Here is a 17,270-nt window from a genome sequence, read left to right as displayed (position 1 = left end):
CCTGAATTGCGAGTCGTCGACGACCGTGCTAGGGTTGAGACAGACGCGAACCTGGAAGAGGAACGCCCATGAACGTCTCCCTGCCGCCGGAACTCGAACGATTCGTCGAGGGCGAGATCGAGAGCGGCCGTTTCCAGACGGTCAGCGAGGTCGTTCGCGAGGGGCTGCGACTCCTGAAGGAGCAAGTGGAGCTGGACGAACAGAAGCTCGTCCAACTCCGCCGCGACGTTCAGGTCGGGATCGACGAAGCCGACCGCGGCGAGGCCAAGCCTCTTTCCGATGAATGGGCCAGCGACGCCAAGAAGCGCGGGCGAGAACGACTCGCGGCGCGCAAGGCCGGCTCATAACTCGTGGTCGAGCCGGCTATCAGCCCGACGGCCCAGGCCGACCTCGATGAGGCGTGGGATTACATCGCCGCGAGAAGCGTCCAGGCGGCCGACCACCTCATCGATCGATTCATCTCACTCGCCCGAATCCACGCCCAGTTCCCTGACGTCAGTTCAGGGCGTGCAGGAACGAGATCGGCCCCCCCACGAGCCAGGCGAGCCAGCCGATCGTCCAGAGCGACATTCGGGCGGCCCTCGCCATGGCCCCGCGCCCCGGCAGGGCAAACGGCGCGGCGACTCCGACCGCCAACGCCGGAGCGAGCCATAGGGCGAGGGCCCAAGAATTCGCCAGGCAGCACGACTGCCCCCCTCTGGCGATTGCGCCCGTGAACGGCCCCGTGATCGTCGCGAGGGTCGTGAGCAGCCTCGGCCGGGACGAGACGTCGCCGGGCGAGCCGCTCGACGTCGCCAGAAACGTCAGCGCCGAGAAGCCGAGCAGCAGAAACAGCAGCACCGCGAGGTAAGGACCCGGCCCCTCCTCGCGATCGCCGTCGGAATCAACATTTCCCATGTCTCCTCCTCGATCGGCATTCGCCAACATTACCAGTTTGTCGGTCCCCCAAGATCGACCCGGACGCCGACCAGAATCGCGTCATCATTGGAATCAAAACGTGGCAATCGTTTCCAACGGACGAAAGTGAGCGTAAAATCGCGGGCCAGGCCAAGCCATCATGGAATCCACCTCTTCATCGATGTGGGACAGCCGCCCTCGGCTATCTTTCTTTCAAGCCAAGGTCAGATCGGGCTTGAGGCTTTCGAGTCCCCAGAGAGGTCGTGCCGGACATGGTCGACGTACTGGTCGCGGCGGTCGCCCTTCTCACCTACGTCGTCGTCCAAAGACGACCCCGCCCCGCCCATCTGACCGCCACCATCGTCCTCGCCCTGCTCACCGGGCTCTGGATCTGGGCCAACCTGCGGCCGACCGATTGGAAGCGAGACATCGGCGTCTCCAGACTTCCCGCCGAGTTGGATTTCGTCACCAAAGGCATGTTCTTTCGCGGTTGGCCCCTCTCTCCCTGCTGGTTCAGCTTGATCACCGGGATGAGGTTCCACGCCGACAGACTCCAACCGATGACGCTGGTCTTCGACTGGCTCGTCCTGGTCGTCGCCCTCAAGCTCGCGAAAATCGCCTGCGAGCGACGCCCGAGGAAACCAGTCGTTCCCAACCCGTCGGTCGAGTCCTCGCACCTCGAAGAATACCCCCGGGAGGATTGACCACTCCCCGTCGCGGACGACCTAACCCGAACGCCAATGTCGACGCAGCGGCGATATTCCAGGTCCGAGGTCTGGGTTCCGGTCCCACAATATCCGTAGAGAGACCTGGAGTGGGCCAAGGTCCGTGCATTCCGCGCAAGGCTCCGCGCTCACCGTGCACAGTGGGCTGGATCGACTCCCGCGACTCGCGACTTCTCGCCGAACGAAGCCGCCGCCTCGATCGAACACAACCGCCATGAACCAAGACGTTTACAACGCACGAAGGCCACCCGCGGCGGCAACGAACGAAGCCGCCTCGAACCTAATCGCCAGGTTGCGCAACACCGACTCAGTGTCAGGTCGGAGACGATCCGGCTCCCAGGCCAGGACACAGAGTTCGCGACAGATCGAATGCCGCGCCCGCCCGTCGGAATAGGCGACGGCTTCGCGGGACGCTCTTTGACAATCCGGTTGGATCGTGGAAATCGCCGCGGGTGAATGCGAGGAAGCGCGAACGAAGCCGCCGGCTGGCGGCCCCAAAGATTCGCCGGCAAAAGGCTTTACGTTCGCCACCCGGTGTGCGACCGAAGCCAAAAACGAAGCCGACGCCCCGGAGGACGTCGGCCGTTCGAGGACTTCTTGTGGTTCTCAGCGGCGGCGGGTCTTCTTGCCGGCGGGACGTTCGGAGGAGAGGGCGAACTCGAAGGCGTTCTGAGCGCCGGGGGCGACCTCGGCGATCAGCTCGGACTTGAGGTTGTAACGCTCGGGGACGAGGTCGCGTTCCTCGTCGAGGAATCGGCCGGGGACGTCCGGGTTCGGGATCTTCTTGCCGGTGAGGGCGACGGCGACGATCTCGACCTGATAGCGGCCCGACGCAGGCCCCGAAGCCCGGTCCACCTGGAAGACGCCGTCACGGACTTCGGCCACGGAAGCCGTCGGGCCGTCCAGGGGGACGAAGGTTACCTTCCCCGTCGCCAGGGGCTTGCCGTCGAGCGAGACCTTGCCGGCGACGGGGTGTCGCTCCGGCTCCCTTTCGCCGCAGCCGGTCAGGGCGAGCGAAGTGGTCAGGGCCGTCAGCAGGGCGAGCGATCGAAGCGAGGCGGTCGGGCGCGACATCAGAGGGAGTCTCCGCTCAGGACCTCGCCGCCGGCCTTGCTGCTCAGGGCCCGCCAGGAGGCGATCGAGACTGAATTCTTGATGAACCGGACGGAGCCGTCGCCGAGCAGGACGTTCACGCCGCCGGGATGCCGGCTCCGCGAGGAGATGTAGTGGTTGGTGGGCGTGCCGGTCTTTCGGGTGCAGGGCGCCAGGCGCGGGTCGGTCTGCTCGCCGCAGACGCCGAAGTCGGGAACCTGGCTGTTCGGCCCGTTCCGGGTCGTCAGGTGATACGAGGTCGACTGGTCGGTCCAGATCCGTCCCCGACGGTCGACCACGTCCGACGGCTGGCCCGTCGGAGCGGGAAGCTGGAGCACCTCGGCCATCAGAAAGGTGTTGCTGGTTCCGTCGGTCAACTCCGCCATCGACGACCCGTAGTTGAGGGCGAACGGCCCGACCAGCCCCTGGTCGCCGAACGTGTTCGTCCCCCAGTTGATCCCGTAGCTCCCCTTCACGTCCGGATTCGTGCCGGCGTCGTTGATGAAGAGGATCTGCTGATCCGAGGGGCAATCGAACACCGCCACCCGCGTCAGCCGGGTCGTGTCATTGTGGTTCGTCTGGAACGACTGGTTGAAGTTGAAGCTGCTCGCCAGAGCCCCCTGCTCCACAAACGGCAGCAGCGAGGTGATGAACGGCTGGCGGTAATCCCGCGACGGAGTCACGGCCACCGTGATCGAGCCCGGGGCGAACCGGCCGTGGACGTCGTGGTAGTTGTGCAGAGCCAGACCGAGTTGCTTCAGGTTGTTCGTGCACTGGATCCGACGCGCCGCCTCGCGGGCCGACTGGACCGCCGGCAGCAACAAGGCGATCAGGACGGCGATGATCGCAATCACCACCAGCAACTCGATCAACGTGAACCCGCGGCTCCCCTGCCCACCGTCAATCCGCCCTGAATCCCGCATCGTCCCGATCTCCCAGGTAACCTCTCGAACAACTCCTTGACGGCCTTGGCTTCCCGTATCGACCGCCTTCAACCCTCAGCCGCAGCCAATATTCCCTTTGCCTACCGAATTTGTCAACATTGATTTTCACTAACCTTGACCGACTTAGTAGGAAATCGGTATTTTGGCCGAGCTTCGCCACTTCAGGGGGCGGATCGGGTTGAATAGTCCGAATCGACGGACGGGTCGATGGTTCGAAAATCCAGGGAGCGACCAGGATGCGAATGACGGCGAGAAACGTGTGGGGACGGCTGGCCGCGACGGCCTTGCTGGGGCTGGTTTTCGGAGCCTCAGAGGGTGTGGCGGCGGAGAAGAAGCCCAACATCGTCGTCCTGATCACGGACGACATGGGCTACGCCGACCTGGGGGTGAACGGCAACAAGGACTTCCCCACGCCGAACATCGACGCCCTGGCGGCGAGCGGCGTCCGCTTCAGCGAGGGCTATGTCTCCGGCCTGTATTGCAGCCCGACCCGCGCGGGGTTCCTGACCGGTCGATACCAGCAGCGGTTCGGCCACGAGTGGAACCCAAGCGGCAAGGGGGGCCTGCCGAAGTCGGAGACGACGATCGCCGACCGGCTCAAAACCGCCGGCTACTCCACCGGCCTGGTAGGCAAGTGGCACCTGGGCGGGACGCCCGACCTGCATCCCCAGAAGCGGGGTTTTGACGAGTTCTTCGGCTTCCTCGGCGGTGCCCATACGTATTTCGCGGAGACGACCGAGAACGTCTACCGCGGGAACGAGATCGTCCATGAGAAGCAGTACCTGACCGACGCCTTCGCCCGCGAGGCCGTGGCGTTCGTCGACCGCCACAAGGCCGACTCATCCCCGTTCTTCCTGGAAGTCACCTTCAACGCCGTCCACACGCCGATGGACGCCACCGACGACCGCCTGGCGCGGTTCGCCTCGATCGCCGATCCCACCCGCCGCAAGTACGCCGCCATGCTGACGGCCCTCGACGAGGCCGTCGGCGCGATCGTCGGCAAGGTCCGGGAGTCGGGGCTGGAGAACGACACGCTGATCGTCTACTTCAACGACAACGGCGGCCCGACGATGCCCGGGACCACCGTGAACGGGTCGAGCAACGCCCCCTTCCGGGGCTCGAAGCGGACTTCGCTCGAAGGCGGCATCCACGTTCCGTTCTTCCTGAGCTGGAAGGGGAAGCTGCCGGCCGGGACTGTCTACGGCAAGCCGGTGATCCAGCTCGACATGCTCCCCACCGCGCTGGCGGCGGCGGGAGTCGAGTCGAAGCCCGAGTGGAAGCTCGACGGCGTGAACCTGCTCCCCTACCTGACCGGGGCGAACGCCGCGGCTCCGCACGACGTCCTCTTCTGGCGAATGGGCGAACAGGCGGCCGTCCGCAAGGGGGACTGGAAGCTCGTCCGCTATGACTCGACGCTCGACAATCCCGGGACGCGGTCGCGGGCCGCGAACGTGGTCGTCACACCCTTCCGGCTCTACAACCTGGCCGACGATCCGGGCGAGGCCCGCGATCTCTCCACCCAGAACCCCGAGAAGGTCAAGGAACTCCTCGCCGCGTGGGAAAGCTGGGACGCCCAGCTCGCCAAGCCCCTCTGGGGTCCGGAAGGCGGCGGCAAGGGCGATTGACGCGACCGATCGACGCACCCCTCAAGGACCCTCACCCATGCGATTCACCCTCCTGGCGGCCGTCGCGAGCCTTGCGCTCGCGACGGCGCCCGCCCGCGGCGACGATCGGCCGAACGTCCTCTTCATCGCGCTGGACGACCTGAACCACTGGGTCGGCCACCTCGGTCGCAACCCCCAGACGATCACCCCCAACATCGACCGCCTCGCCGCGCGGGGCGTCCGGTTCACCCACGCCTACTGCGCCGCGCCCTTGTGCAACCCGTCGCGAGCCGCCCTGATGAGCGGTCTTCGGCCGTCCACGACGGGCGTCTACAAGAACGAGGAGGACTGGCGGCCGGCGGTCTCGCCGGATCTCACCTTGCCCACCACGTTCCGCAAGGCGGGTTACGAGGTCCTCGGCTCGGGCAAGATCTACCACGAGGCCTACGCCCGCCGCTCTGAGTGGGACGACTACCTCAAGAACGAGGGGAAGGACCCCAAGCCGACCGGCAACGACGGCGTCGGCGGCCAGGGCGGGATCAAGTTCGCCCGGCTCGACGGGGCGAAGGATGAAGACCTCCGCGAATGGAAGATCGTCCAGTACGGCATCTATGAGCTTGGGAAGTCGCACGACAAGCCGTTCCTGCTGACCGTCGGCCTCCACAAGCCGCACATGCCCTGGAACGTCCCGGGCAAGTACTTCGACATGCATCCGCTGGACTCCATCCAGCTCCCCCCCTTCCGCGAAGACGACCTGGCCGACGTCCCGCCGGCCGGCGTGAAGATGGCCAAGCCCAACGGCGACCACCGCAAGATGGTTGAGTCGGGCCGCTGGAAGGAGGCCGTGCAGGCGTACCTGGCCGCGATCAGCTACGCCGACGCCATGGTCGGCCGGCTGCTCGACGCGCTCGACCGCTCGCCGGACAAGGACAAGACGATCATCATGCTCTGGGGCGACCACGGCTGGCACCTGGGCGAGAAGTCCCACTGGCGGAAGTTCGCCCTGTGGGAAGAGGCGACGCGAGCCCCGATGATCTGGGTCGTCCCTGGCCTGACCTCGCCCGGCGGCGTTTGCTCGCGGACCGTCGACTTCATGAGCGTCTACCCGACCCTGACCGACCTCTGCGGCGTCGCCACGCCGAAGCACGTCGAGGGGCCCAGCTTCAAGGCCCTTCTGAAAGACCCGAACGCCGCGTGGGACCGCCCCGCTCTGACGACCTTCGGCGCAGGCAATCACGCCGTCCGTTCCGAAGGCTGGCGGTACATCCGCTACGCCGACGGCGGCGAGGAACTCTACGACGAGGGAGCCGACCCCTACGAATGGACCAACCTCGCCGCCGACCCCAAGCACGCCGCCAGAAAGGCCGAGTTGGCGAAGTGGTTCCCCAAGACCGATGCGCCGCCCGTCAAGAGCGGTGCCGGGGCAGCCGAATGATGGGCCGGGCTTGATCCGAACGAGCGCCGGGGGGTCGAAGCCCCCCGGCGACCGGTCTCACTTCTTCCTGGCGCCCTTGGAGGGCTGGACGATCTTCTGACCTTGCTCTTCGTCGTCGACCTGTGCGTCCGCCTTCTTGATCTCGGCGGCCTGCTCCGCGCTCAGCTCGACCTTCCTGGCCTCACTGGGAGGCGTTCCGCCGGAGTCGCAACCAGGTGACGCGACGGCAGCGAGCAGGAGTACGACGACGGTCCAGGACCTTGACATCGGAGGTTCACCTTTTCGGCTCGGAGCGGCCGATGTGGTCAGTACGAATCGGAGCTGAGGACCTCGCCGTCGTCGATGACGGAGAGGCGACGGAAGGCGCTCGGATTAACGCTGAACTTGATGAAGCGCACCGAGCCGTCGCCAAGGACTGCGTTGACGCCGCCGGGGTGGGGACCGCCGAACATCCGCCGCCAAAGGGTCGAGCCCGTGTTCGGCGACGAGGGGCTGCTGCACAGGCCGTTCAGCGGCGGAGCCTGGGCGTCCGCCACCGGCACGAAGTGGAACCGGACGACGTCCTCGTCCCAGCCGGCGTTGTTCCAGCGCTCGTTGTCGCCGCCGTCGGTTGCGAACCGAGCCCAGGGGAGCGACTTCTCGGCCGCCACGATCGAGTTGGACGTGCCGTCGGTGAAATCGGCGAGACGTCGCTTGCTGCGGACGCCGTGGGAAATCGCCCCCTTGCGGCCGCCCGTGTCCCCCTGATTGATGGCGGCTCGCTCGTTGGCGATCGGCGACGAACCGTCCGGTGCAGCCGGGACCCAGCGGTTGCTCCGATCCTGGCACTCGTAGGATTCGCCCTGGAACATCCCTGCGCAGCCGGCGTAGTCGTTCTTGGCGACGGCGTTCGAGGCGCTGCTGACCGCGCCAGAGAGGTAGGCGGACGGCGAGCGACGAGTGGGGCAGAAATAGGTGGCGATCACAGCCCGGGCGACGCTGTCCTCGCCCGCGTAATCCGACCCTCGTGCGAGGTTGGAATTGATGGGAGGCGCCGCGAAGTTCGCGAGGTTGTAGACCGTGGCCTGCTCGATGAAGGGCAGGATCTTGAAGAACTGGTTGAAGCCGTTGGGGTGGTCGGCCCGGCAGCAGGTTGAGGTCTCATATCCGCCGTTCTTCCAGTCCTCGTCGTAATTCCGGCGGGACGAGTCCGGATTTCCGGAGAGGTCGACGGCGTCGGGGTCGCCGTCGTACGGCCCAGGCGGCAGGTGGCCGTTGACGCTCTCGAAGTTGGCGAAGCCGAGCCCGATCTGCTTCAGGTTGTTGGTGCACTGCATCCGGCGGGCCGCCTCGCGAGCCGATTGCACGGCCGGCAAGAGCAGCGCAATGAGCACGGCGATGATCGCGATGACGACGAGCAATTCGATCAGGGTGAAGCCCGTGCGGAGGGCGATGGGCCTACGGGGGGCGCTCACGGTCGACGATCTCCTTGCAGTTGTGTGAAGGTCGTAAGGCTCGGATCAGTCCCGCCTCGGGACCAGTCGGCCGCGGCCAGGTTAGGCACGAAGCGCGAAGACGACCCACAAGCCAAGGAGAATGTTTGACGAAAATATCTCTAACCATCGATCATGAATGAAGACTCGGAAATCGATATATCGATCTCCTTAATACTTAGATCAAGGTCGAATCAGGGAAGAACGTGTGAATTCCTGCACGGCGCGTTGTCGGCGCGAACTCCGACGGGATAGGATTCGGCCGCGTCGTCGCCCGTTGGGATGGTCCTCGGGGTCGGCGTGGTTTCGCCGTCCGGGAGGCCCGCTCGTGAACAAGCCCCTCGTCGCCCTGTTCGTCCAGGCCGCCCTGGTCGCCGTCGCTCCGACGGCGAACGCCGAGAACGTCGACCATCCGACTTACCTGAGTTGGGCCAAACAGCCGCTCGGCACGAGGGTCGTCACACGTTCCCGTTCGGAGTCGAAGGGGGGAGTCCTCACAACGACGACGACCACGACCCTCAAGGCGGTCAAGCCGGAGAAGGTCGTGCTCGAAACCCTCAAGGTGAGCGACGCCACGGGTTCGCTCGTCGAGTCGCCTCCCGAGAGGCGCGACCAGTATCGGCTCTTCCCCCTCATCGGCAAAATGCGAAAGGAAGACGTCGGCAAGCCGACCGACGCCCTCGCTCAGGGGGAGGAGAAGTTGACCGTCTCCGGCAGGGAATTCAAGGCGATCTGGTTCGATACCAAGGGCGTGGGGGACGGCGGCCTGAAGTGGACCGCCCGAACCTGGATGTCCGACGACGTCCCCGGGCGCCTGCTCAAATCCGTGACCCGTTATGCGGACGCCGGGGTGACGGTCACCGTCGAAGCCGTCGAGATCGGCGGGCCTGAGACTCCCGCGTCGCCCAAATGAAGCCGACGCCCCTCAGCGGGACGCCGACGCCGGAACTCCACGCGGGATCTGGAACGACGTTCCCTTGAGGGCGGCCGTCGCCTGATGGGCCGACTCCTGGAGGAACGCGGCGTACTCGGCGTTGACGCCGTTCGGCCGGAAGGTGCAGCCGACGACCGACTTTCCGTAGAGCGACTCATAGAACGTCAACGCCCCGAGGTATCGGCCGGCGACGCTGGAGTGGTGCCCGTCCATGGTCATCTTGAAGCTCCCGTCCTCCTGCTTGACCCACTTCCGGCCGACGTGCAGCGAGTGGGTCTGGTCCGGCAGCGCGGGCATGACGGCGGCCGCCAGGTCGAACTTCGTATCGGGCCGATATCCCCATTTGGCGTCGGCGTCGGCGATGTGGAAGGCGTCTCCCACGGGGATGATCGGGGCCTCCAGGTGGCCGGCGAGAGTGTGGTAGGCCTCGGCCAGCCCGTGATACATGGCCTCCTGATCGGCCGGTTCGCCGGGGGCCGGCTTCTTCTTCGGATCGAAGCGCGGGTCGTCTCGACGGTAAGCCCAGGTCTCGTGGACGACGATGCGCGCGCCAGGGGCCAGTTCCTTGATGATCGCGACGAGGCGATCGGCGAACGGCTGGTAGGTTGCGTAGTCGTGGCTGCGGATGCTCGCCTGCTGGATCGTGACGAAATCCCAGGGCTCGGCCTTCAACTCCTGAACCAGGCTCAGCTTGGAGTTGACGTAGAGGCCGCGAGGGTCGGCCGGATCCTTGGCGTGGGCGTCGGCTTTCTCGCAATGCTGCTGGAGCGTGCCGCCGGGAATCCCTGCCTGGTGATGTACCAGAACGTCCCCCTGAGCCTTGACGACGTCCGGAAGGTAGCGGGTCGCGTCCTGCGAGAAACTATTGCCGACCGTGAGCAACCGCACCGTCGTGGGAGTCCGCCCCCCAGGCGTCTGAGCCGACGTCCGCCCCCCCAACGGCAGGCCGAGCAGTACCGCGACGAGAACCAGCGGAGGCCAGGCCGAAGATGCACCTTCCAGACGCTTCATCGAGTTCGACCCCGAGAGTCCAGGGAAACGCGGCCGCTCCCCACATGAACGGGGCGGGGACGGCTCGTTCTCCAGGATATCCCGCGAATCGACCCGATGGAATCGTCCGCGTCGACAAGGATTCTCGCGACAAGGCCCCCCTGCACCCTTGCGAAATGATGAGGATTGAAGGAACAATCCAGGCGCATCCAGATGCGAACCGCCGCACGACCATGACGGCGTGCATTTCGACTCATCGATGGCGGGTCACGTCTGGAAAGGTCTCGCAAGTCACCGACATCATCGGTTTTCGGCCGATTTCGGCCGCCCGACATCCGCCTTGCCGAGCCTCGGCTCGAAGCTTCGACCTTCCCCCAGGAACACGCACCCATGATAACTCGGCCAATGAAGCGGCTGGCTCGCGCGCGTCGCGCGTTTACGTTGGGGATGGGACTCGAACATCTGGAGCGCCGTACGGTCCTGAGTTCGGGAACTTACACGGGCTCGCTCCTGGTCGGCCTGGGGGGAGCTTCGGAGGCCGACGTGGCGGCGCAGGCGAAGCGGTTGGGCGCGACCTTGGCCGATTCAGAAGTCCAGGGAGTCATTCAGGCGTTTGGGTCGTATCTCGCGCTGTCTCGATTTCAGAAGCGCGTCATGGCGATCCCCGGGATCGAATACGCGGAGCCTCGCCAGACCTTCAGCATCGACGCCACCCCCAACGATCCTCAGTATTCCGACGGGACTCAGTGGGGGTTGAACGGGACGTACGGGATCAACGCGCCGACGGCCTGGAACACGTCGACGGGCTCGACGAAGACGACCGTCGCGGTCATCGACACGGGCGTCGACTACAATCACCCGGACCTCTATCAAAACATCTGGATTAACCAGGGCGAGATCCCGGCCTCGCGAAGGGCCAACCTGATCGACGAGGACGGCGACGGCAAGATCACTTTCTACGACCTGAATTACCAGGCCGCCGACGGCTCCAAGCCCAACCAGGGAATCGGCAAGATCACCGACCAGAACGGCGACGGCCGGATCACGGCGGCCGACCTGCTGGTCACGATGGGTCGTACCAACGGCGTCGACAACGGCACCGGCGGCTGGGCCGACGGCATCAGCAACGACGGCGCGATCAACGGGGTCACCTACGTCGACGACATCGTCGGCTGGAACTTCGTCAGCAACACCAACAACCCATTCGACGACAACGGCCACGGCACCCACGTCTCGGGAATCATCGGCGCGACGGGAAACAACGGCGTGGGCGTCTCCGGCGTGAACTGGCAGGTCCAGATCATGCCGTTGAAGATCCTCAACTCCGCCGGCAACGGCACCGACACGGCGGCGGCCGCCGCCCTCCGTTACTCCGCGGCCATGGGGGCGAAGGTCTCGAACAACAGCTACGGCGGCAGCGGAACCATCAGTTCGACCTTCGACAACGCCATCGCCGCCGCCGCGTCGGCCGGCTCCGTCTTCGTGGCCGCCGCGGGCAACAGCAGCACGAACACAGACGTCTCGCCCTCGTCTCCCTCCGGTTCCACGCAGCCCAACGTGATCTCGGTGGCGTCGATCGACTCCGACGGCTCCCTCTCCTGGTTCTCAAACTACGGGGCGACCACCGTCGACATCGCCGCCCCAGGCGGAAACATCTACAGCACGCTGCCTGGCAACAGCTACGGCTACATGAGCGGGACCTCCATGGCCACCCCGTTCGTCACGGGAGCCGCCGCCCTGCTGGCCACCGCCCATTCGGACTGGACCTACACCCAGATCGTCAACCAGATCCTGAGCACCGCCAAGCCTCTCGCGTCGTTGACCGGCAAGGTCGCTACCGGCGGTGAACTCAACCTTGGCGCGGCTCTGCCGACCACGACCCCTCCGCCGACTCCAACGGCGACGGCCAATTACCTGGGGAGCAACACCACCACCCAGGGGACCTGGTCCTCCGCCTATGGGGCCTCCGGATACGCCCTGGCCGGTTCCGCCTCCAACCTCGACTCGTCCTACGGCTTCAGCGTTTCCGGGGCCGGTTCCTACGTCTGGGCCGACGCCTCCAGCGACTCCCGCGCCCTCCAGGTTCCGGGCTCCTCCAACCGCGTCGCCGCCGCCTGGTACTCCAGCGGTTCGTTCACCGTTGCACTCGACCTGGGCTCGACCGCCAAGAACGTCGCTCTCTACTTCCTCGACTGGGACGGCTCCAACCGTTCCGAACGCGTCGACGTCCTCGACGCCGGTACGGGCATCGTGCTCGACTCGCGGTCGATCTCCTCCTTCGCCAACGGCGTGTATCTCTCCTGGGCCCTGTCGGGCAAGGTGGTCTTCCGGATCGCCAACACCGGCGGACCCAACGCCCTGCTGAACGGTCTGTTCATCGGCGGCCCCTCAGGCTCGGCGGCGACGGCCAATTACCTGGGGAACAATACGACCACCCAGGGGACCTGGTCCTCCGCCTATGGAGCCTCCGGATACGCCCTGGCCGGCTCCGCCACCAACCTCGACTCGTCCTACGGCTTCAGCGTTTCCGGGGCCGGTTCCTACGTCTGGACCGACGCCACCAGCGACTCCCGCGCCCTGCAAACTCCGGGCTCCTCCAACCGCATCGCCGCCGCCTGGTACTCCAGCGGTTCGTTCACGGTCGCGCTCGACCTGGGCTCGACCGCCAAGAACGTCGCCCTCTACTTCCTCGACTGGGACGGCTCCAACCGCAACCAACAGGTCGACGTTCTCGACGCCGGCACGGGAGCCGTGCTCGACTCGCGGTCGATCAGCTCCTTCGCCAGCGGCGTGTATCTCTCCTGGGCCCTGTCGGGCAAGGTCGTCTTCCGGATCGCCAACACCGGCGGACCCAACGCCCTGCTCAACGGCCTGTTCATCGGCGGACCGTCGGGCGCGGCGGCGACGGCCAATTACCTGGGGAACAATACGACCACCCAGGGGACCTGGTCCTCCGCCTATGGAGCCTCCGGATACGCCCTGGCCGGCTCCGCCTCCAACCTCGACTCGTCCTACGGTTTCAGCGTCGCAGGAGCCAGCCCCTACGTCTGGACCGACGCCACCAGCGACTCCCGCGCCCTGCAAACTCCAGGCTCCTCCAACCGGATCGCCGCCGCCTGGTACTCCAGCGGTTCGTTCACGGTCGCGCTCGACCTGGGCTCGACCGCCAAGAACGTCGCTCTCTATTTCCTCGACTGGGACGGCTCGAACCGCAACCAACAGGTCGACGTTCTCGACGCCGGCACGGGAGCCGTGCTCGACTCACGGTCGATCAGCTCCTTCGCCAGCGGCGTCTATCTCTCCTGGGCCCTGTCGGGCAAGGTGGTCTTCCGGATCGCCAACACCGGCGGACCCAACGCCCTGCTCAACGGCCTGTTCATCGGCGGACCCTCAGGCGCGGCGGCGACGGCCAACTATCTGGGGACAGACGCCACGACCCAGGGGACCTGGACCTCCGCCTACGGAGCTTCCGGATATACCCTGGCCGGCTCCGCCTCCAACCTTGACGCCTCCTACGGCTTCGGCGTCGCAGGGGCGGGCTCCTACATCTGGAGCGATGCCTCCAGCGACTCCCGCGCCCTCCAGGTTCCGGGCTCCTCTAACCGCGTCGCCGCCGTCTGGTATTCGAACTCCGCCTTCACGGTCACGCTCGACCTGGGCTCGACCGCCAAGAACGTCGCCCTCTACTTCCTCGACTGGGACGGCTCGAACCGCAACCAACAGGTCGACGTTCTCGACGCGAGCACCGGGGCCGTGCTCGACTCGCGGTCGATCAGTTCCTTCTCCAACGGCGTCTATCTCTCCTGGGCCCTGTCGGGCAAGGTGGTCTTCCGGATCGCCAACACCGGCGGACCCAACGCCCTGCTGAACGGCCTGTTCATCGGTTGACCTCGCCCAGCCGCGGCTGCGTCCGCCTTCGTTCATCGACGGCGGACGCGGCATGCGGATTGCTGCAACTCGGTTGGGAACGCTCCCCTCTCATGCCGGAGAAGCAGGAAGGTCTCTGGCGGTGATTCCTCGACCGGCCCAATCGGGCGTGCGTCCGACGGGCCGCCATCTGATGGAGTACGCATCATGTCGATCGACCTCCTGAATCAGGTCAAGCGGATCTTCAACAGCGACGTCGTTCACGACATCGCCAGGACGCTGGAGGAAGCGCCGGACCGCGTCGAACGGGCGATCTCGATCGGGGGTTCCTCCATCCTCGCCGGCCTGCTGCACATGCTGACCGGCGCGCGTGACAGTTCCGCCCTGCTCGACTCGCTTCGACGCGAGCCTCAGGAACTGGCGCGGCTCGACAACCTCTCGGCTTCGCCGGGGCTCCTCCACGAGATGCTCAAGAGTGGTTCTCTTGAGTCGCTCGCCAAGCATGGCTATTCCATGCTTCGCTCCATCCTGGGAGACAAGCTGGATCGCGTGTCGAACCTTGTCGCGGACGATGCGGGAGTGAAGCCGTCGAGCGCCTCGACGATCCTTTCGCTTCTCGCTCCGGCCTTCGCGGGCATGATCCGCAAGGCGTCGAGCGGCCGGGATCTCTCGCTGGATAGTCTGCGCAGCTTGCTGGCCGACCATCGCGAGACCATCCTTCGGCAGGCCCCGAGCGGGCTGGCCGCGGCCATGGGCTTGAACAGCTTCGCCGATCTCGACTCCCCGCAACGAACGCCTGGCGCGACGTATGCCGAGCGAGCCTCCGTCGAACGGACGACGACTCCGTCCTCGCGTCCCGCGGTCGTTCGTGATTCCGTCTCCACGCGAGTCGTCCGCCCCGAACCCGAGCCCTCGATGGCTCGATGGGCCGTGCCGGCTGCTCTGGCGGCCCTGGCCCTTCTGGCCGGCTTCTACCTCCTCCCCAGGGCCGGCGAGCGCCCCGTTGAGGTCGTCCCCCAGCCGGCTCCCGCGGCTCCCAGCGTCGTGCACGAAGTCAAACCTGAACAGCCCGCAGCGTCGGCCGCCGTCATCGAATCGGGCCGAGCCGTCGTCGAAACGATGGCGAAGGGCGTCTCGCTGACGCTCCCCAACAATGTGACGATCGAGGTTCCTGAGAACTCGTACATCGAGGCGATGTACAAGGCCCTTCGCGACGGCAAGCCCGTCGTCGCGCAGACGTTCGTCGCCTCCGACCTGATCTTCGACGGCGACGGCAAGCTCACGACCGACGGCGTCCACTCGATTGAGGACATCGCCAAGATCGCCGCGGCCTATCCCCAGGTGAAACTGAAGGTCAGCGGGCGGGAATCTCTCAAGGACGCGCCCAAGCTCGTCACCCGCGAAGCCGCCCTGCATCACGCGGAAGTCGTCCGCGACTCTCTCGTGCACGCCGGCGTCCCAGCGGATCGAATCATCATCGACACCGTCGCCGCCAATCTTCCGGCCGAGCATCCGGCGGCCGTCGTCAAGGACGACGTCCCGATCAGCATTTCGCTGATCGTCGAATGACGACCTGTGCGCGCGGCTGATGCGTCACCCCCACGGTCCGACCGTTCGAAGCGGTCGGACCGCTCGCCTTCGAAAGCGGCGGCCTCCACGCATCCGCATGATTGGGTTATGCTCGGGAGCATTCCCCTACGAACTTTTGCGGAGTCCCTGCGCGGTGATCCTCGGCGCGATCGGATACGAGCAAGCGGTGTATGGCAGTTTTCCCTTTTGGTCACGCGGCTATGCGATGCTGACGGCCTCAGAAGGCTGCACGCCGGCATGGCGCGACGCGATGAAGCGGGCCTGCGGCCGGTTCGGCGAGCGTCCTTCCCGAGTGGACCCGTTCCAGAGCGTCTTCGCGATGCCGGTGGACCGTTCCGCGTGGATGATCGTTCAGGTGGACTCGCTTGGCTGCGACGATCAGGGCCGACCCGGGGCGCTGGCCTTCCACGCCCTGTTCGTTTCACCGTGGTCGTATCGACGCGCTGGGGCTTGCCCCCTGGCATTCGCCCCCGCCTTTCGCAACGACTGGACGGCGGCCGACCAGAACACTCCTCTCCCCCGAGGTCGCGTCAAACCCGTGAATCTGGGGAAAGAGCCTTCGGGAGAAGTCGACGCGAGGATCGCCCCGATCGTGGACGCCCTGTCACGAAGGCGACGCGTCGTCGTCCAATCCGAGAGGCCCGTTGATACGCTTATGACGTCCGCCTGGAGACGACTCTCGGGAGGGACGAAACGCCGGACGCGAGCGGCCTCGTGGGCTTTCGGCAACGCCAACGAGTTCGACTTCGTCGCCCTTCCTCGTCTCGGCGGCCTGACACTCGACGGCTCCGAACTGGTCCTGACGGCCGAATCAGCGACGAGCAGGATCTGACGCCGTCGCTTCGACGTTCTATGATTAGTTAAGTAGAAGACGGCTGAACCGGCTGAGACGGGCCCGCATTGCGGAGGACGATGGCGATCGTGACGACTTTCAGCGGCAAGACGCCCGACCAGAGCCGATCCTGGAGCCGACATGCGGCACGGTACGACGAGGTCTTCCTCAACCCCTACGGCCCCGGCGTCCAGAACCCACTCTGGAAGGCGCTTGACGCGATCGAGGCCCCTGAGACGAAAACCGTGGCCGACCTTGGGTGCGGCACCGGCCCGCTGATCAATCGGCTGCTGGAACGGTTTGGACGCGTCGTCGCCCTGGATTTCGCTCCCGGAATGCTGCAACGGGCTCGAGGACGCGTGGCCGAGGCCGACCGCGACCGGGTGATGTTTCTTGAGCGAACGATGGAGGATCTTGAGGATCTCTCGGGACCGCTCGACGTGGCCGTGGCGGTCAACTCGCTGGTGATGCCCGACGTCCAAAGGATTCACCGCGTCCTCACGGCGATCCACCGCGCGTTGAGGCCCGGCGGCGTCTTTCTGGGGATCGCGCCGTCGATGGATGCGATCCAGTACCACACGATGCTGCTGTACGACCAGGCCCTGGAACGCGGCCTGGCGCCGTCGGAAGCCGAGCGGTTCGCGGCGATCCACGGCGAACACAACTGCTACGACTTCGCCTTCGGCCGGTTCCGATACCAGGGGCTGAGGCAAAAATTCTGGCTGCCGTTCGAGTTCCAGCATCGATTCGGCAAGGCGGGCTTCCGTTCTGTAACCCTGGACAAAGTCCTCTACCCATGGGACGAGAACTTCGCCGGAGCAACCGAATTGGCCGCCGAACCGCCGAGCTGGGACTGGTTCTTCCACGCCGAGGCGTGACCCCGGTCGA

The 17,270-nt window shown here is 65.8% G+C and carries 15 protein-coding genes and 1 pseudogene; 10 read left to right on the top strand and 6 right to left on the bottom strand.

Going from position 1 to position 17,270, the window contains the following annotated elements; all coding sequences use genetic code 11:
• Nucleotides 1-68: 68 nt before the first annotated feature.
• Both G5C50_RS15180 and G5C50_RS33245 read left to right on the top strand, forming a co-directional pair.
• Nucleotides 69-347 (top strand): type II toxin-antitoxin system ParD family antitoxin, encoded by a 279-nt coding sequence (locus G5C50_RS15180; RefSeq protein ID WP_165070757.1) that lies wholly within the window; start codon nt 69-71, stop codon nt 345-347.
• Nucleotides 348-350: 3 nt separating this feature from the next.
• A pseudogene (locus G5C50_RS33245) lies at nt 351-449 on the top strand (hypothetical protein); the annotation flags it as partial.
• 46 nt (nt 450-495) lie between these two features.
• Here the strand turns inward: G5C50_RS33245 and G5C50_RS32660 are convergent.
• The gene (locus G5C50_RS32660; protein ID WP_240907092.1) at nt 496-897 is read right to left on the bottom strand and encodes a hypothetical protein; all 402 of its coding nucleotides are present in this window, start codon (nt 895-897) and stop codon (nt 496-498) included.
• A gap of 272 nt (nt 898-1,169) precedes the next feature.
• On the opposite strand from G5C50_RS32660, the gene G5C50_RS15170 reads away from it, so the two are divergent.
• Nucleotides 1,170-1,601: a hypothetical protein gene (locus tag G5C50_RS15170; RefSeq protein ID WP_165070746.1), complete on the top strand. Its 432-nt coding sequence runs from the start codon at nt 1,170-1,172 to the stop codon at nt 1,599-1,601.
• Nucleotides 1,602-2,228: 627 nt separating this feature from the next.
• Here G5C50_RS15170 and G5C50_RS15165 read toward each other — a convergent pair.
• Complete coding sequence (locus G5C50_RS15165) at nt 2,229-2,696, bottom strand: hypothetical protein (RefSeq protein ID WP_165070745.1); 468 nt, start codon at nt 2,694-2,696, stop codon at nt 2,229-2,231.
• Nucleotides 2,696-3,637 carry a DUF1559 family PulG-like putative transporter gene (locus G5C50_RS15160; RefSeq protein WP_165070744.1) on the bottom strand — a complete coding sequence of 314 codons (942 nt, stop codon included), beginning with the start codon at nt 3,635-3,637 and terminating at the stop codon, nt 2,696-2,698. The genes G5C50_RS15165 and G5C50_RS15160 overlap by 1 nt, the downstream gene beginning before the upstream one ends.
• A gap of 257 nt (nt 3,638-3,894) precedes the next feature.
• On the opposite strand from G5C50_RS15160, the gene G5C50_RS15155 reads away from it, so the two are divergent.
• A complete protein-coding gene (locus G5C50_RS15155; RefSeq protein WP_165070743.1) occupies nt 3,895-5,283 on the top strand; it encodes a sulfatase-like hydrolase/transferase in 1,389 nt (462 codons plus the stop codon).
• 37 nt (nt 5,284-5,320) lie between these two features.
• Nucleotides 5,321-6,697: a sulfatase gene (locus G5C50_RS15150; protein WP_165070742.1), complete on the top strand. Its 1,377-nt coding sequence runs from the start codon at nt 5,321-5,323 to the stop codon at nt 6,695-6,697.
• 57 nt (nt 6,698-6,754) lie between these two features.
• Here G5C50_RS15150 and G5C50_RS15145 read toward each other — a convergent pair whose 3' ends face one another.
• Both G5C50_RS15145 and G5C50_RS15140 read right to left on the bottom strand, forming a co-directional pair.
• Nucleotides 6,755-6,964, bottom strand: a complete 210-nt coding sequence (locus G5C50_RS15145) for a hypothetical protein (protein ID WP_165070741.1) — start codon at nt 6,962-6,964, stop codon at nt 6,755-6,757.
• A 38-nt stretch (nt 6,965-7,002) separates the two neighbouring features.
• Nucleotides 7,003-8,151, bottom strand: coding sequence for a DUF1559 domain-containing protein (locus tag G5C50_RS15140; protein WP_165070740.1), 1,149 nt, complete (start codon nt 8,149-8,151; stop codon nt 7,003-7,005).
• Nucleotides 8,152-8,497: 346 nt separating this feature from the next.
• Here G5C50_RS15140 and G5C50_RS15135 point away from each other — a divergent pair, with 346 nt between their 5' ends.
• Nucleotides 8,498-9,082: a hypothetical protein gene (locus G5C50_RS15135; RefSeq protein ID WP_165070739.1), complete on the top strand. Its 585-nt coding sequence runs from the start codon at nt 8,498-8,500 to the stop codon at nt 9,080-9,082.
• Nucleotides 9,083-9,094: 12 nt separating this feature from the next.
• Here G5C50_RS15135 and G5C50_RS15130 read toward each other — a convergent pair whose 3' ends face one another.
• Complete coding sequence (locus G5C50_RS15130; RefSeq protein WP_165070738.1) at nt 9,095-10,114, bottom strand: DUF4886 domain-containing protein; 1,020 nt, start codon at nt 10,112-10,114, stop codon at nt 9,095-9,097.
• Between the two features lie 369 nt (nt 10,115-10,483).
• Between G5C50_RS15130 and G5C50_RS33035 the strand changes: the two genes are divergently transcribed.
• From G5C50_RS33035 to G5C50_RS15110, 4 genes are all read left to right on the top strand, one after another.
• Nucleotides 10,484-13,981, top strand: coding sequence for a S8 family serine peptidase (locus G5C50_RS33035; RefSeq protein WP_206107712.1), 3,498 nt, complete (start codon nt 10,484-10,486; stop codon nt 13,979-13,981).
• A gap of 186 nt (nt 13,982-14,167) precedes the next feature.
• Nucleotides 14,168-15,529, top strand: coding sequence for a DUF937 domain-containing protein (locus G5C50_RS15120; protein ID WP_165070737.1), 1,362 nt, complete (start codon nt 14,168-14,170; stop codon nt 15,527-15,529).
• Nucleotides 15,530-15,755: 226 nt separating this feature from the next.
• Nucleotides 15,756-16,382 carry a hypothetical protein gene (locus G5C50_RS15115; protein WP_165070735.1) on the top strand — a complete coding sequence of 209 codons (627 nt, stop codon included), beginning with the start codon at nt 15,756-15,758 and terminating at the stop codon, nt 16,380-16,382.
• A gap of 89 nt (nt 16,383-16,471) precedes the next feature.
• Nucleotides 16,472-17,260, top strand: a complete 789-nt coding sequence (locus tag G5C50_RS15110; RefSeq protein WP_240907091.1) for a class I SAM-dependent methyltransferase — start codon at nt 16,472-16,474, stop codon at nt 17,258-17,260.
• The last annotated feature ends 10 nt before the right edge of the window (nt 17,261-17,270 follow it).

Origin of the sequence: Paludisphaera rhizosphaerae (assembly GCF_011065895.1) — a bacterium.
GTDB lineage: Bacteria > Planctomycetota > Planctomycetia > Isosphaerales > Isosphaeraceae > Paludisphaera > Paludisphaera rhizosphaerae.
This window is presented reverse-complemented; position numbering and strand designations above follow the sequence as displayed.

What these genes read in the sequence shown, in the direction of transcription:
- G5C50_RS15115 (WP_165070735.1), top strand. Translation starts at nt 15,756, where the DNA reads ATGCTGACGGCCTCAGAAGGCTGCACGCCGGCATGGCGCGACGCGATG.
- G5C50_RS15170 (WP_165070746.1), top strand. Translation starts at nt 1,170, where the DNA reads ATGGTCGACGTACTGGTCGCGGCGGTCGCCCTTCTCACCTACGTCGTC.
- G5C50_RS15160 (WP_165070744.1), bottom strand. Translation starts at nt 3,637, where the DNA reads ATGCGGGATTCAGGGCGGATTGACGGTGGGCAGGGGAGCCGCGGGTTC.
- G5C50_RS15150 (WP_165070742.1), top strand. Translation starts at nt 5,321, where the DNA reads ATGCGATTCACCCTCCTGGCGGCCGTCGCGAGCCTTGCGCTCGCGACG.
- G5C50_RS15120 (WP_165070737.1), top strand. Translation starts at nt 14,168, where the DNA reads ATGTCGATCGACCTCCTGAATCAGGTCAAGCGGATCTTCAACAGCGAC.
- G5C50_RS33035 (WP_206107712.1), top strand. Translation starts at nt 10,484, where the DNA reads ATGATAACTCGGCCAATGAAGCGGCTGGCTCGCGCGCGTCGCGCGTTT.
- G5C50_RS15145 (WP_165070741.1), bottom strand. Translation starts at nt 6,964, where the DNA reads ATGTCAAGGTCCTGGACCGTCGTCGTACTCCTGCTCGCTGCCGTCGCG.
- G5C50_RS15180 (WP_165070757.1), top strand. Translation starts at nt 69, where the DNA reads ATGAACGTCTCCCTGCCGCCGGAACTCGAACGATTCGTCGAGGGCGAG.
- G5C50_RS15130 (WP_165070738.1), bottom strand. Translation starts at nt 10,114, where the DNA reads ATGAAGCGTCTGGAAGGTGCATCTTCGGCCTGGCCTCCGCTGGTTCTC.
- G5C50_RS32660 (WP_240907092.1), bottom strand. Translation starts at nt 897, where the DNA reads ATGGGAAATGTTGATTCCGACGGCGATCGCGAGGAGGGGCCGGGTCCT.
- G5C50_RS15155 (WP_165070743.1), top strand. Translation starts at nt 3,895, where the DNA reads ATGCGAATGACGGCGAGAAACGTGTGGGGACGGCTGGCCGCGACGGCC.
- G5C50_RS15165 (WP_165070745.1), bottom strand. Translation starts at nt 2,696, where the DNA reads ATGTCGCGCCCGACCGCCTCGCTTCGATCGCTCGCCCTGCTGACGGCC.